The 15124-nt window shown below is 49.2% G+C and carries 9 protein-coding genes; 4 read left to right on the top strand and 5 right to left on the bottom strand.

What is annotated here, in order from left to right:
• Positions 1 to 606 precede the first annotated feature (606 nt).
• The 4 genes from P3T48_RS09690 to lon all read right to left on the bottom strand — a co-directional run bounded on the left by P3T48_RS09690 (position 607) and on the right by lon (position 7395).
• Positions 607 to 2394: a DEAD/DEAH box helicase gene (locus tag P3T48_RS09690; RefSeq protein ID WP_022252658.1), complete on the bottom strand. Its 1788-nt coding sequence runs from the start codon at positions 2392 to 2394 to the stop codon at positions 607 to 609.
• A 53-nt stretch (positions 2395 to 2447) separates the two neighbouring features.
• Positions 2448 to 3689 carry an LptF/LptG family permease gene (locus P3T48_RS09685; RefSeq protein WP_217757535.1) on the bottom strand — a complete coding sequence of 414 codons (1242 nt, stop codon included), beginning with the start codon at positions 3687 to 3689 and terminating at the stop codon, positions 2448 to 2450.
• Between the two features lie 87 nt (positions 3690 to 3776).
• A complete protein-coding gene (tgt, locus tag P3T48_RS09680; protein WP_217757534.1) occupies positions 3777 to 4904 on the bottom strand; it encodes a tRNA guanosine(34) transglycosylase Tgt in 1128 nt (375 codons plus the stop codon).
• Between the two features lie 22 nt (positions 4905 to 4926).
• Positions 4927 to 7395: an endopeptidase La gene (gene lon, locus P3T48_RS09675; RefSeq protein ID WP_276506554.1), complete on the bottom strand. Its 2469-nt coding sequence runs from the start codon at positions 7393 to 7395 to the stop codon at positions 4927 to 4929.
• Positions 7396 to 7613: 218 nt separating this feature from the next.
• Between lon and P3T48_RS09670 the strand changes: the two genes are divergently transcribed.
• Positions 7614 to 8276, top strand: coding sequence for a tRNA1(Val) (adenine(37)-N6)-methyltransferase (locus tag P3T48_RS09670; protein ID WP_158463001.1), 663 nt, complete (start codon positions 7614 to 7616; stop codon positions 8274 to 8276).
• Positions 8277 to 8480: 204 nt separating this feature from the next.
• Here P3T48_RS09670 and P3T48_RS09665 read toward each other — a convergent pair whose 3' ends face one another.
• Positions 8481 to 9509, bottom strand: a complete 1029-nt coding sequence (locus tag P3T48_RS09665) for a diacylglycerol/lipid kinase family protein (RefSeq protein ID WP_276506553.1) — start codon at positions 9507 to 9509, stop codon at positions 8481 to 8483.
• A gap of 185 nt (positions 9510 to 9694) precedes the next feature.
• On the opposite strand from P3T48_RS09665, the gene spt reads away from it, so the two are divergent.
• The 3 genes from spt (at position 9695) to P3T48_RS09650 (ending at position 15053) form a co-directional block, all read left to right on the top strand.
• Positions 9695 to 10885 (top strand): serine palmitoyltransferase, encoded by a 1191-nt coding sequence (gene spt, locus P3T48_RS09660; RefSeq protein WP_158462974.1) that lies wholly within the window; start codon positions 9695 to 9697, stop codon positions 10883 to 10885.
• Positions 10886 to 11008: 123 nt separating this feature from the next.
• The gene (locus tag P3T48_RS09655) at positions 11009 to 12979 is read left to right on the top strand and encodes an ABC-F family ATP-binding cassette domain-containing protein (RefSeq protein WP_276506552.1); all 1971 of its coding nucleotides are present in this window, start codon (positions 11009 to 11011) and stop codon (positions 12977 to 12979) included.
• A 40-nt stretch (positions 12980 to 13019) separates the two neighbouring features.
• A complete protein-coding gene (locus P3T48_RS09650) occupies positions 13020 to 15053 on the top strand; it encodes a M13 family metallopeptidase (protein WP_276506551.1) in 2034 nt (677 codons plus the stop codon).
• The last annotated feature ends 71 nt before the right edge of the window (positions 15054 to 15124 follow it).

Genomic DNA, 15124 nt, shown 5'->3' with positions numbered 1-15124 from the left:
TTATTCTTTACAAAGATACAAAATATTTTTGGTATAAGCAAATATAAATAGTTAATATTCAATAAGATACAACATTAATATCTATATGTTAAAAGGTAAAAAGTTTGATGCGTTTGCCCTGTTCTAAACTACCGAACTTATGTTCTAAAGTTTCGAACTTATGTTCTAAAGTACCGAACTTATGTTCTAAACTATCGAACATAGATTTATCTGTGGTTTAACGATTTTAGTTGACTACTCTAAGTATTATTGATAATATGAGTTGACTTCAGTTATTACTTATTTATAATTCGCGTAGACTTTCTCAACTTTCGCAAATATGTTCCCATACGCCCAGAAGGGGCAGAAGCCCTTAGCCTGTACTTGAACCACTTTGCGAAACTTCAGTTACTTAATTATTAGTCTTATTTACAGTTGACTATTCATGGCTATAGGGGGTGCAAAGTAGTTACTGATAGAGGTAAGTGAAGCTAAAAAAGTAATTGGCAGGATCATCTTAAAACAAAAAAAGTATCTTAAGAAACATCTGCATGTAACTTAAGATACTTTTTTGTTTTCAACTACAGTTTCTTCTTGCTTCAGGTAGACGAGAAACTGGAGCTGTTGTTATTTTTTGAAGCCGAAAATGCGCTTGATGAATTTCTTGACTACATTTTCTTTCTTCTGAGGATTTACGATAGGTGTAACCTTACGTGTGGTTGATTTTTCAGAAGTCTTCTTCTGGCTGACACCTCTTCCTCTGCCGTTGCTGCCTGGGCGTACATTGCGACGCTTGCCGTTGTTGTCCTGGCTGCCTGGCTTGTTGTCAGTTTGTGCCTGTCTGTTGCGTGACTTGTTTTCAGTCTGATCGCTTGCAGGACGATTATTGCCTTTACGTCGGTTGTTGCGATTTTGCTTATTCTCGTTTTCAGGTTTGCCACCATTGTTCTGCTGCTGGCTGTTGCCCTGCTGCTGGCCATCCTTGGTACGAGGAGCGTTCTTACCCTGTTGTCTGGCGTTGCCCTGTTGTTTCTTGTTGTCTTTGTTCCTGGGCTGGTTGTTGCCTTGCTGGTTGTTGTCTTGCTGGTTGTTGCCTTGCTTGCTGTTTTCCTGTGGGTTGTTGTCTTCTGTACGACGCTGAGCCTTTTCAGGTCGGTTGGCAGTTTTATTGGCAGGTTTGCGTTTGTGTGCAGTCTGTTCACGATCTTTGCGTCGTCTGCTCTTTGCGCTGTTGTTGCCTGCCTTTCTGGGCTTGTTCTGCTTGGTGTATGCAGGTCCTTCGCCGCATCCTTCGGGCAGAGCAACCTTTTCCACTTCTTTTTCCAAGAACTTCTCTATCTGCTGGAAATAGAAGATATCTTCCTCGCTCACAAAGGTGATAGCCACTCCGTCGCGGTCGGCACGTGCAGTACGTCCGATACGGTGCACATAGTCTTCAGTATCGTGAGGCACATCATAGTTGATAACCAATGCGATATCATCGATGTCTATGCCTCGTGCCACGATGTCAGTAGCTACGAGCACATCGATTTGTCCGCTCTTGAATTTGAACATCATATTGTCGCGTTCAGCCTGGTCCAGGTCAGAGTGCATCTCGCCACAGTTGATATGTTTACGCTGCAGTGATCCTGCCACTTGCTTTACCTTCATCTTGCTTCCGCAGAAGATGATGACTCGCTGCAGGTCGCCAGCTTTGAAGATGTCCTTGATGATGTCCATCTTCTGTGTCTCGTAGCATACGTAAGCTTTCTGCTGTATCTTCTCGGCTGGTTTGCTTACTGCGAGTTTGATCTCTACAGGATTCTTGAGCAGAGTCTTTGCCAGTTCTTCTATTTTCTCGGGCATTGTGGCAGAGAACATAATGGTCTGGCAAGTTTTTGGCAATTTAGCTGCGATGGTCTTGATATCCTCCGAGAATCCCATGTCGAGCATGCGGTCTGCCTCATCAAGAATAAAGAAGCTTACCTTGCTGAGGTCTACATTGCCCAAGCTGATATGAGAGATGAGTCGGCCAGGTGTAGCTATCACCACGTCTGCACCCATGCGCAGGCTTTTCAGTTCCTGGTCGTAACGGTTTCCGTCGTTTCCTCCATATACAGCCACGCTGCTTACGCCTTGCAGGTAATATCCGAAGCCCTGCATGGCCTGGTCTATCTGTTGTGCCAACTCGCGTGTAGGCGACATGATAACACAGTTGATGGCATCAGAAGGATAACCACCGTCGTCGAGTTTGCTGAGCACTGGCAGCAGATAGGCAGCAGTTTTGCCTGTTCCGGTTTGTGCAACTCCCATTACGTCGTTGCCTTTCAATATCTCTGGAATACACTTCTCCTGTACTGGGGTGCAAGTGTCGAAACGCATATCGTAGAGCGCATCGAGCACGTTGTCATTTAAATCTAATTCGTCGAAATACATATTTCTTATTTTTCTTTTTCCTTTTTTCTTTTTTTGTCATTAATCATTAATACTTACCTCGGTGCGTTGCGGTAGCAGAAGTATGCCACGAATGCGAAGAGGAAGTTGGGCATCCAGGCTGCCAGCATAGGCGGGAAGTTGTCCTGGATGGCGAATGTGGCAGAGATGGTTTGCAGCATGATGTAGCTGAAACTCAGTGCCAGTCCGATGCCGAGCGATGTTCCCATTCCACCTTTGCGCTTGCGCGACGAGAGCGACACACCTATTATGGTAAGGATGAATGAGGCGAATGAGGCTGCAATTCGCTTGTGATATTCCACCTGGTATTGCACCACATTGCCCGAACCTCGGTTGATCTGTTTGGAGATATAATCCTTCAGTGCAGGACTGGTAAATGTTTCCTGCTGTCCCTTGGAGTATACCAGGTCGGTGGGTTCCATCATGATGATGGTGTCTTTCTCGGCTCCGCTGGTGATGTGCTCCTTCAGTCCCTGGAGCTGTCGTACCTTCCAGTTTCTTATTTTCCAGTGGTACTTGGAGTCGGAGATGGTGTCGTACTGCACCTCCATGGCGGTGAGGTGGCTTACCAATTTCTTGTCCTTGAACTTGTCAAGGCAGAAGCCGAAGCCTTTCTTGCTTTGGTTGTCGTAGTGCTGCAGATACGCGATGACGCCCCTGTCCACCTGCAGCTGTACGTTTTCTGCCGATGTGTTCTTGCTCTTCTTCTTGTACTTGATTTCGAAATTCTGTCTTACCACCGTTCCATAGGGAATAACATAGGCAGAGAGGGCATACGACATGGCCGAGAGCATGATGCAGGTAATCATGTACGGGCGCAACAGCCGCTTGAATGAGATGCCTGATGCCATGATGGCGATAATCTCAGAGTTGCCAGCCATCTTAGATGTAAAGAAGATGACGGCAATGAAGACAAACAGCGCACTGAAGAGGTTGGCGAAGTAAGGCACGAAGTTGAGGTAATAGTCAAAGACGATAGCCCTCAGCGGTGCATGATTCTCGGTGAATTTAGGCAGGTTGTCGTTTACGTCGAACACGATAGCCACCGAGATAATCAGCAGGATAGAGAAGAAGTATGTGCCTACAAACTTCTTGATGATGTACCAGTCCATGCGCTTGATATACCTGAATGGGTTCAGGAACCTGAGTATACGCAGGAAGGCCAACTTCTTTGCGAGCCATTGTGTGAAGTGTATGAGCCCAGCAAAGTGTTGTCCGAACCATCTTTTGGCTTTATAGAGCCTGCGATGTTTTCTTAATTGATGAAATGTCTTCATTTTATGTTTTTGACCTTTTAATAGGTCTTTTTTTTGTTCGACCAGTCTGTCTGTGGTCTTTGCGTTTGTTCTCCCAGCCTGTGGTCTTTATATTCTTTGTCCCAGCTGGTCGATGATCGAATTTTTCCATTGCACGAAGTCTCCCTGCTCGATGTGCTGTCGCGCATCGGTGACGAGTCGCAGATAGAAGGCCAGGTTGTGTATGCTTGCTATCTGCATGGCCAGGAGTTCCTGTGCCTTGAAGAGGTGATGGAGGTAAGCCTTGGTTGTGATACGGTCGATGTCGCATCCGTCAGGGTCTACGGGACTGAAGTCCATTTCCCATTTCTTGTTGCGCATGTTCATCGTTCCGTTGTAGGTGAAGAGCATGGCATTGCGTCCGTTGCGGGTTGGCATCACACAGTCGAACATGTCCACTCCTCGTTCTATGGCCTCGAGTATGTTCTGTGGTGTACCCACACCCATGAGATAGCGCGGCTTGTCCTTGGGCAGGATTTCGTTCACCACCTCTATCATTTCGTACATCACCTCAGTGGGCTCGCCTACGGCAAGTCCACCGATAGCATTTCCGTCGGCTCCCTTGTCTGCCACATATTTGGCCGCCTCTCTTCTCAGTTCGGGGAAGGTGCAGCCCTGCACGATAGGGAAGAGGCTTTGCTGATATCCGTACAGCGGTTCGGTCTCGTTGAAGCGCTTGAAACAGCGGTCGAGCCAACGCTGTGTCATCTCGAGACTCTTCTTGGCATACTGGAAGTCGCTTTGTCCAGGAGGACACTCGTCGAACGCCATCATGATGTCGGCACCAATAATTCGCTCAGTGTCCATCACGTTCTCGGGTGTGAAGATGTGCTTGCTTCCGTCGATGTGAGAGCGGAACTCGCACCCCTCCTCACGCAACTTTCGTATGCCTGTAAGCGAGAACACCTGGAATCCGCCACTGTCTGTTAGGATGGGTCGGTCCCATCCGTTGAAGCCATGCAGTCCGCCTGCGGCCTTGATGACCTCGAGTCCTGGTCGTAGGTATAGGTGGTAGGTGTTGCCTAAGATGATCTGTGCCTTAACCTGTTGGCGCAGTTCCTCGAAGTGCACACCTTTCACTGATCCGACAGTTCCCACTGGCATAAAGATAGGAGTCTTTATCTGTCCGTGGTCGGTGGTGATGATGCCTGTGCGTGCATCACTGGCTTTATCTGTTACTTGTAGTTCGAATTTCATTCTTCTTGTTTATATTGATTTCTCACTCTCCTTTCTTCGCATCCTCGGGAATCGTGAAATCGATGGGATGTTCCACCTTTTCGTCGGTGAGCGCGAAGTGCCATACATCGGCAACATTCTCCACATAGTGGAATTCCACTCCCTTGCGATAGATCTCAGGAATCTCCTCAATGTCTTTCTTATTGTCCTGACAGATCACGATATCGGTAATGCCGGCTCGCTTGGCGGCCAGAATCTTCTCCTTGATGCCACCTACGGGGAGAACTTTTCCACGAAGTGTTATCTCTCCTGTCATGGCTGTGTTCTTTCGCACCTTGCGTTGTGTCAGGGCCGATGCGATACTTGTAGCGATGGTGATACCAGCAGAAGGACCGTCTTTAGGAGTAGCTCCCTCGGGCACATGGATATGGATGTTCCAGTTTTCGAAGATACGATAGTCTATGCCCAAGAGGTCGGCGTGTGCCTTGACATATTCCAGCGCAATGACCGCCGATTCCTTCATCACGTCGCCCAGGTTTCCTGTCAGGGTGAGTTTGGCAGCCTTGCTCTTGCTGAGCGAGGTTTCTATGAAGAGGATTTCTCCTCCTACCGATGTCCATGCCAGTCCTGTTACCACGCCAGCATATTGGTTTCCCTGGTAGATGTCGCGTGTGAAGATAGGCTTGCCCAACAGCTCTTCCACCTCAGCAGGAGTGATGGTAGGCTTCTCCAGTTCTTCGGTATATGCCAGCTTGTATGCCATCTTGCGCAAAGCCTTGTTGATAGCTTTCTCGAGTTGGCGCACTCCGCTTTCGCGTGTATAGTGGTCTATCAGGTCTTCGATGGCTGCTTTGGTAAACTTTATCTTGGGCTCATACTTGTCGAGACCGGTATTCTTCAGTTCGCGTGGCACCAGGTGTCGCTTGGCTATCTCCACCTTCTCCTCGATGATGTATCCGCCCACCTCGATGAGCTCCATACGGTCGAGCAACGGACGTGGAATACTGCTGATATCGTTGGCAGTAGCAATGAAGAGCACCTTCGACAAATCGTAGTCTGTATCGAGATAATTGTCGTGGAAGGCATTGTTCTGTTCTGGGTCGAGCACTTCGAGCAGAGCCGATGCCGGGTTTCCGTTGATGGTGTTCTGTGTCACCTTGTCTATCTCATCGAGGATGAATACAGGGTTGCTGCTTCCAGCCTTCTGAATGTTCTTGATGATTTGTCCGGGCATGGCTCCTATATAGGTACGGCGGTGTCCTCGTATCTCCGACTCGTCGTGCAGACCGCCCAATGACATACGCACATATTTTCTGCCCATCGCCTCGGCGATGCTCTTTCCAAGACTTGTCTTGCCAACTCCTGGAGGGCCATAGAGGCAGAGGATAGGGCTCTTCAGGTCTCCTCGCAGCGATCTTACAGCCAGGTATTCCAAGATACGTTCCTTAACCTTTTCCATGCCATAGTGCGCTTTGTCGAGAACTTTTTTGGCATGCTTGAGGCTTAGGTTGTCCTGAGTGTATTCATTCCAAGGCAGGTCTACCATGGTCTGCAGGTAGTTGACGAGGATAGAGTAGTCGGGGCTCTGTGGGTTGATGCTTTCGAGCTTGTTCAATTCCTTATTGAACGCCTTGGCTGTAGCCTCGTTCCATTTCTTGTTCTTGGCCTTTTCAGCCAGTTCTTTTCGCTCAGGATTCTTCTCGTCTCCCCCCAGTTCCTCGCGTATGTTCTTGAGTTGCTGCTGCAGGAAGTATTCTCTCTGCTGTTCGTCGAGGTCGAAGCGTGTTTTCTGCTTGATGTCCGACTGTATGCTCAGCAGCTGCAGCTCTTTGTGCTCGGCTTTCAGAGCGATGTAAAGACGGTCGCTGAGGTTGTCTTTCTCCAGCATCTCCATCTTGTCCTCTATGCTGAAAGGCATGTTGCTGCAGATGAAGTTGGCAGCTATCATGGGGTTGGATATGTTGTTGAGGGCATATTCAGCCTCATTGGGCATATCATCGCAGGCATGTATGAAGTTGGTTGTTTCCTGATGCAGTGTGTCCAACAGCGTCTGGAAATGCACGTCTTCCAGGTTGGGCCACTTTTCTGGCAGACTGGTTACCTGTCCTTTGTAGTAAGGACTTGTTGATGTGATCTGTTCGAGTCGGCATCTGCCAAGAGCCTGTACCACGATGGTTATGTTACCTGATTCTACTCCTGGCAGTTCTACTGTTTTTATGAGTTTAGCAAACACACCAGTCTTATAGAGGTTTCCAGATGTGGGGTTTTCTGTAGCCTCATCTTTCTGGCAGAAGATACAGAATACCTTGTCTGGATTTTCGATTAGCTTTTGGGCGAGCTGAACGCTCTGGGGTCTTCCCACGATGATGGGTGCCAGAACGGTAGGAAAGATGACGAGATTGCGTGTGCAGAGAATAGGGTATTCTCCTGATTCTCTTTCTGCCACCAATACAGAAGCATCGCCGTCAAAATCGGCTATCATTTGAAATTGTGTATTTTGTTTTCTGTTCATATTCGTTTTTAGAATTCTTTTTAGGGTGCAAAGGTAGTCATTTTTATTGAATTCAGAGGGGTTGGTATAGATATTTTAATATATTCGTGGCATTTTTTTGTAAAAATGATAAAATAAAACAGACTTGTTTGCGTTTTTCCTGAGGTAAGCGAAAGTTGCGTAAATCAGAATAAAAACAAGAAACGGTGGCAGATTTTCAATTCAAACATTTTGGAATCATGCAGGATAAGTGCGGCATGAAGGTAGGCACAGACGGTGTACTCTTGGGAGCATGGGCTTTGGGAGGCAGCAGGGTGCTGGATATAGGTACGGGGACAGGTCTCGTAGCACTCATGATGGCTCAGCGTTTCCCGCAGTCAGTAGTCGATGCCATCGATATTGACGAGGAGGCTTGCAGGCAGGCTGCCGAGAATGTGGCGGCAAGTCCTTTTGCCGGAAGTGTGCATGTGAGTCATTGTCCGCTGCAAGATTTTCTGTCTTCCCAGCCTTACGATGCCATCGTCAGCAATCCGCCTTTCTTTGTCGACAGTCTGAAGAATCCTGATGTCAAGCGCTCGCTTGCCCGGCACACAGACACACTGCCTTTTGCCGACCTCTTTGCCGGAGCCAGACGTCTGCTTACGGAACATGGTTTCCTGTCGATTGTTGTACCCACAGAAGTGTTTGGCAGGGTGGAGGAAGAGGCTTATTATAAGGGCTTTACACTTGTTCGCAAATGCATGGTGAAGACTGTGGAACGCAAGGCTCCCAAACGGCTTCTTCTTACCTTCTCCCGTAGCCGTATGGGCAACTTTGAGGAGTCTACAGAAGTGCTCCAGTTGCCGGATGGCAGTCGTTCGGAATGGTATTCCCGGTTAACGGAAGAATTTTATATCAAGTAGATTTCAAAGGAGTTTTCAAGGAGTTTTCATGGGGTTTCAAGGAAGTTAAGAAGTTAAGGAGTTATCGCTCCCTGCGGTCGCTGAGGAGCTAAGACAAATGCTTTAAGTGGACTTGAAATTAAACAATCCCTTAAAGGCATTTGTCTTAACACCTTAACACCTTAACACCTTAACTCCTTAACTCTTTAACTCCTTCGTCAAGCATCATAAGTTCAGTTTGCTCTGCACGAGTTTGCTCAGCGCCTCCACCTTTCTTCCTTGCTCTCTGATGTCGCTTCTCACGGCATTGAGACCGTTGAAGAAATCGGCAAAGGCCGACTGTATGGCGTTGGGTTTCCGGGCACTCTTGTCGGCAAATGGGTTGACGATAATCTTGATGCCTTTCTCTTCCAAATGCACATCAATGTCAGCACCCGTCATAACCGGGTCGCCGTCATAATGGATGACACCAGGCTTGGTGCGGGTGATATGCAGCTTTTTGCATCTGAACGACTTAATCTTGGAGTGCTTGTCGAGCGTCTTGTTGAACATATCGAAACTTACCTGCGGAGCCTCCAGTACATCGAAAGGCTCCATGATGACCACGTCCATCAGTCCGTCGCTCATCGATGCCTGTGGAGCGATATAGGCGTTGTTGCCATATTGCGATGCGTTGGCACACGAGATGAGGAAGGCCTTGTATTGCTTTGTTCCCGTCTCGTCCTCGAGGGTGTAGGTTTCAGGCTGATACTTCAGTCCTTCTCTCAGAATGTTCTCAGCGTAGCTGATGGGTCCTCGTTTGCCGCTTTCGGCAAACTTCATGCTTACGAAGGCGTCAAATCCCATACCGCAGGTACAGAAGAAAGGATAGCCGTTGATGACCCCATAGTCGAGGTCGTGAATCTCGCATTGGTTGATGATCTCAATACTCTTTTTCAGGTTCATGGGCAGCATGAGGTGACGAGCCAGTCCGTTGCCCGATCCACAAGGCAGAATTCCCAGGGCTGTGTCGGAGTGTACGATGGCTCTTGCTACTTCGTTGACAGTACCGTCACCTCCCACAGCCACCACAATGTCAACATGAGCCTCCTTCGCCTCGGAAGCAATTTCCGATGCGTGTCCGGCTCTTTCCGTAGTTCTTATCTCGTACTCAAAGCGGTCCTTGTCCAGAATGCTATCTATCAGGTTGGGGATGGATGCTTTGCTTGCCGTGCCCGAGATAGGATTCATGATAAAAACGATCTTCTTCTTCATCTAATTAGACAGAATTTTATGAATATTCAGTTGCAAAAGTAATAAAATTAGTATAAAAACGCCTTTTTAGACCCTAAAAAAACACTAAAAATCAACTTTCTTGGAAAAAATCACGATATATTAGTTCTTTTTTGTATCTTTGCACCCTGTAAACTTAGAAATTATAAAAAGTACACCTATTCATAATGGGACAATTACAAGAAAAATACAAGAATTATCGTGAACCTCAGAAGTATATGGCTGCCGGTGTGTACCCATACTTCCGTGAGATCACCAGTAAGCAGATGACGGAAGTTACCGACATCGATGGACATAAGATTTTGATGTTCGGTTCTAATGCTTATCAGGGTTTGACCAACGACCAGCGTGTTATCGATGCAGCCAAGGCTGCTCTCGACAAGTATGGTTCTGGTTGTGCAGGAAGCCGTTTTCTCAATGGAACCCTCGACCTTCACGTACAGCTCGAGAAGGAGTTGGCCGAGTTCATGCACAAGGATGAGTCCCTGTGCTTCTCTACAGGTTTCTCTGTCAACCAGGGCGTGTTGGCTTGTGTGGTAGGCCGCAATGACTATATCATCTGCGATGACCGCGACCACGCCAGTATCGTAGACGGCCGCCGTCTTTCGTTTGCAACCCAGCTGCACTATAAGCACAATGATATGGAGGATCTTGAGCGCGTACTCAAGACCTTGCCTCATGAGGCTATCAAGCTGATCGTTGTCGATGGCGTCTTCTCTATGGAGGGCGACCTGGCCAACTTGCCAGAGATTGTCAAGTTGAAGCACAAGTACAACTGCTCCATCATGGTGGACGAGGCTCATGGCCTGGGTGTGTTTGGCAAGCAGGGACGTGGCGTATGCGATCACTTTGGTCTTACCGACGAGGTCGACCTCATCATGGGTACATTCTCCAAGAGTCTGGCGTCTATCGGTGGTTTCATCGCATCAGACAAGGACACCATCAACTTCCTGCGTCATTCTTGCCGTACTTATATCTTCAGTGCATCCAACACTCCAGCAGCCACAGCAGCAGCCTTGGAGGCTCTTCACATCATTCAGAACGAGCCAGAGCGTTTCGAGCAGTTGTGGGATGTTACCAACTACGCCCTGAAGCGTTTCCGTGAGGAAGGTTTCGAGATTGGCGAGACAGAGAGTCCTATCATTCCTCTCTATGTGCGCGATGCTATGAAGACTTTCGAGGTAACCAAGAAGGCTTACGACCGTGGTGTATTCATCAACCCAGTTATCCCTCCAGCATGTGCTCCTCAGGACACATTGGTACGTTTCGCCCTCATGGCTACTCATACCAAGGAGCAGGTAGAACGCGGTGTGAAAATTCTGAAGGAGGTCTTCGTAGAGGAAGGCGTCATCAAGTAAGCGCTACTTATATTGGAATTACACCTATTTATATTATAGAGAGAGGCAGCCCTTGGAATGAAGGGCTGCCTTTTTGGAAAATAAGTGTTTTGTGACGGTAAAATAATAACGAGATAAGAAAATATGATTTCAGTAGAAGGCTTGAAAGTCGAGTTTGGCGTAAAACCTCTCTTCCACGATGTGAACTTTGTCATCAACGACCGTGACCGCATAGCCCTGGTGGGCAAGAACGGAGCAGGTAAGTCGACGATGCTCAAGATACTTTGTGGTATGCAGAAACCAACAGATGGCGTTGTGGCTGTGCCCAACGAGACAACGATAGGCTATCTGCCACAGGTGATGAAGTTGCAGGACGACACCACCGTGAAGGAGGAAACCCGCAAGGCCTTTGCTCATAACACAGAGATGAAGGCACGTCTCGACAAGATGCAGCAAGAGATGGCCGACCGTACCGACTATGAGAGCGAGTCGTATGCCCAACTGGTAGAGAAGTTTACCCAGGAGCATGAACGCTACATGATGATGGGCGGCGAGAACTATGAGGCAGAGATAGAGCGCACGCTTACAGGTCTGGGCTTCACCCGCGATGACTTCGACCGTCCTACCCGTGAGTTCTCTGGTGGATGGCGTATGCGTATCGAGTTGGCTAAGATACTGTTGCAGAAACCCGACGTGCTTCTTCTCGACGAGCCTACCAACCATCTCGATATAGAGAGTATACAGTGGTTGGAGCAGTTTCTTGCCCAGAGTGCCAAGGCGGTGGTGCTGGTCAGCCACGACCGTGCCTTTATTAACAATGTGACCAACCGCACCTTAGAGATAACCTGCGGCAGGGTAGAGGACTATCGTGTGAAATACGACGAGTATGTGGTACTTCGTGCAGAGCGCCGCGAACAGCAGTTGCGAGCCTACGAGAACCAGCAGAAGGAGATTGCCGATATCAAGGACTTTATAGAGCGTTTCCGCTACAAGCCCACCAAGGCCGTGCAGGTGCAGAGCCGCATCAAGCAGTTGGAGAAGATCGTGCCCATTGAGGTCGACGAGGTCGACAACAAGCAGATGCACCTCAAGTTTCCACCCTGTCTTCGCAGTGGCGACTATCCCATTATCTGCGACGAGGTGCGCAAGGATTATGGCTCGCATACAGTTTTCGACCACGTCACCCTTACCATCAAGCGCGGTGAGAAAGTGGCTTTCGTCGGCAAGAACGGCGAGGGAAAGTCCACACTTGTGAAGTGTATCATGGGCGAGATTCCGTTTACAGGAACGCTGAAGATAGGCCACAATGTGCAGATAGGCTATTTCGCACAAAACCAGGCACAGCTCTTAGACGAGCGCCTTACCATCTTCCAGACCATAGACAATGTGGCCACGGGCGATATGCGCCTCAAGGTGAACGATCTCTTGGGAGCATTCATGTTTGGCGGCGAGACCTCCGAGAAGTATGTCAAGGTGCTCAGTGGCGGCGAGCGCAGCCGACTGGCGATGATCAAGTTGCTGCTCGAGCCTGTCAACCTCCTGATTCTCGATGAGCCAACCAACCATCTCGACATGCAGTCGAAGGATGTTCTCAAGGAAGCCATCAAGGCCTTCGACGGAACTGCCATCATCGTGAGCCACGACCGTGAGTTCCTCGACGGACTGGTAGACAAGGTGTATGAGTTTGGTGGCGGAAAGGTACGCGAGCATCTGGGCGGTATCTACGACTATCTGCGTGCCCACAATGCCGAGACCATCCAGGCAGCCCTTGCCAAGGGCGAGCCATCCATGGGCGCTTCTTCAGCCAAGCCACAGCAGCAGGACGCATCGCCTGTCGCAACAGACAATGCGTCGTCGAAGAAGCAGAGCTACGCCGAGCACAAGGAACAGCAGAAGAAAATTCGCAAGGCCGAGAAGGCGGTGAAGGACTGCGAGCAGCGTATCGCCACCTTGGAAAAACGCAAGAAGGAGATTGACGATTTGCTGATGAAGCCCGAGAATGCCACCAACATGGAGCTCGTCACAGAGTACACCTCGCTGATGCAGAAACTCGATGAGGAGAACGACAACTGGCTCGTCCTCTCCGAGGAGCTGGAAGAAGTGTCAGGGCAATAAAATCCAGACAAAACAACAATAACCAAATAATTATAACATTATGAACATGAAGATGATTATCCCGATGGTGATGATAGCAGCCATGCCTATGGGTGCAGACGCACAAAACAAGTCGGGACTTGTCATGAGCAATCTTGACAAGACGACAAAGCCTGCCGACGATTTCTATCAGTTTGCCACAGGCGGATGGCAGAAGAACAATCCTTTGCCAGCAGCCTACAGCCGCTATGGAAGCTTCGACCAGTTGCAGGAAAACAACAACAAGCGTATCAACAGCATCTTGGGCGAGCTCCAGAAAAAGAGCTACAAGAAGGGAAGTATCGAGCAGAAACTGTCCGACTTCTACAAGTTGGCGATCGATGTCGACCGTCGCAACAAGGAGGGCATAGCTCCCGTAAAGCCTCTGCTCGACGAGATAGCTGCTGCCCAAACCAAGGCCGACCTGCAGAAGTTGCAAATCAAGTATGCCTGGATGGGACTCGGAGTAAGCTATGGTGCTGGTTTCGGTGCCGACGAGAAGAATGTCACTCAGAACATTTACAATCTCTCGCAGGGCGGTCTCACCCTTGGCGCCAAGGATTATTACCTCAACAACGATGCCGCCACTGTGGCCATCCGTGAGGCTTACAAGGCATATCTTGCCAAGATGTTCCAGCTCTATGGTTTCTCTGCAGCCGATGCTGTCCAGTATGCACAGGCCATCTTCCTGCACGAAACCAGTCTTGCCTTTGTTTCCAAGAGCCGCACCGAGCTTCGTGACCCACAGGCCAACTACAACAAGATGACTCTCAAGCAGTTCTGTGAAAACTATCCCAACATACCTCTCGAGGCCTTGGCCAATGGCGAGGGCATCAAGAGCGAGTATATGCAGGAACTCATTGTAGGTCAGCCAGCATTCTTTGCAGCCTACGACAAGCTTTCGGCAGCCGAGAACGCCTCTGTCCTGAAGGCGCTGATGTTCTGGAGTGTCATCCGTAGCTCTTCCGCTTACCTGACCGATGAGATTCGCGAGGCCAACTTCGACTTCTTCGGCAAGACCATGAGTGGCCGTCAGGAGGACTATCCTCTCTGGAAGCGTGCCACCAATCAGGTAGAGAATCAGATGGGTGAGGCGCTTGGCCGCATCTACTGCAAGAAGTTCTTCCCCGAGAGTTCCAAGAAGATGATGGAGACCCTGGTCAAGAACCTGCAGATCAGCTTGGGCGAGCGTATCGACGCACAGACCTGGATGAGCGACGTAACCAAGGCTGCAGCCCATAAGAAGCTCGACAAGTTCTATGTCAAGATAGGCTATCCCAACAAGTGGACCGACTACAGCCTGCTCAACATCGATCCTTCCAAGAGTTACTACGAGAATGTGTTGGCTTGCCGCAAGTTTGCCAACGACAAGGAGATCGCCGAGAAGGCCGGAAAGCCAGTCGACAGAGACGAGTGGTACATGACTCCACAGACCGTCAATGCCTACTACAATCCTACCACCAACGAGATCTGTTTCCCTGCCGGAATCCTGCAGTATCCTTTCTTCGACCCAAAGGCCGACGAGGCGTTCAACTATGGCGCCATCGGTGTCGTGATAGGTCATGAGATGACTCACGGTTTCGACGATCAGGGCCGCCAGTATGATGCTACTGGCAATCTGCAGGACTGGTGGACAGCCGACGATGCCAAGGGCTTCAATCAGCGTGCCGACATGTATGCCGACTTCTTCAGCAATATCAAGGTATTGCCCGACCTGAATGGCAACGGCCGTTTCACACTGGGCGAGAATCTTGCCGACCATGGCGGTTTGATGGTAGCCTTCAATGCTTTGAAGAATGTCACCGCCAAGAAGCCCCTCAAGAACAAGGACGGTTTCACTCCAGCTCAGCGCTTCTTCCTGGCCTACGCAGGCGTATGGGGACAGAACATCACCGAGAAGGAGATACGTCAGCGCGTCAAGAACGACCCACACGCTTTGGGCAAATGGCGTGTCGACGGAGCTCTGCCACATATCGATGCCTGGTATGAGGCCTTCGGTGTGAAGCCGGGCGACAAGATGTTCATTCCTAAGAATGAGCGACTGGAACTTTGGTAATAATCGACAAAAAGAAGGATGCTGAAAGAAATTTTGGCATCCTTTTTTCATTATCTCATTGAAAAAGTGTA

It is taken from the genome of Segatella intestinalis (assembly GCF_029348455.1).
Classification (GTDB): Bacteria; Bacteroidota; Bacteroidia; order Bacteroidales; family Bacteroidaceae; genus Prevotella.
This window is presented reverse-complemented; position numbering and strand designations above follow the sequence as displayed.

Bases quoted from the DNA above. Each gene is read 5' to 3' on its own strand.
- P3T48_RS09690 (WP_022252658.1), bottom strand. From the start codon at position 2,394: ATGTATTTCGACGAATTAGATTTAAATGACAACGTGCTCGATGCGCTC.
- P3T48_RS09685 (WP_217757535.1), bottom strand. From the start codon at position 3,689: ATGAAGACATTTCATCAATTAAGAAAACATCGCAGGCTCTATAAAGCC.
- tgt (WP_217757534.1), bottom strand. From the start codon at position 4,904: ATGAAATTCGAACTACAAGTAACAGATAAAGCCAGTGATGCACGCACA.
- lon (WP_276506554.1), bottom strand. From the start codon at position 7,395: ATGAACAGAAAACAAAATACACAATTTCAAATGATAGCCGATTTTGAC.
- P3T48_RS09670 (WP_158463001.1), top strand. From the start codon at position 7,614: ATGCAGGATAAGTGCGGCATGAAGGTAGGCACAGACGGTGTACTCTTG.
- P3T48_RS09665 (WP_276506553.1), bottom strand. From the start codon at position 9,509: ATGAAGAAGAAGATCGTTTTTATCATGAATCCTATCTCGGGCACGGCA.
- spt (WP_158462974.1), top strand. From the start codon at position 9,695: ATGGGACAATTACAAGAAAAATACAAGAATTATCGTGAACCTCAGAAG.
- P3T48_RS09655 (WP_276506552.1), top strand. From the start codon at position 11,009: ATGATTTCAGTAGAAGGCTTGAAAGTCGAGTTTGGCGTAAAACCTCTC.
- P3T48_RS09650 (WP_276506551.1), top strand. From the start codon at position 13,020: ATGAACATGAAGATGATTATCCCGATGGTGATGATAGCAGCCATGCCT.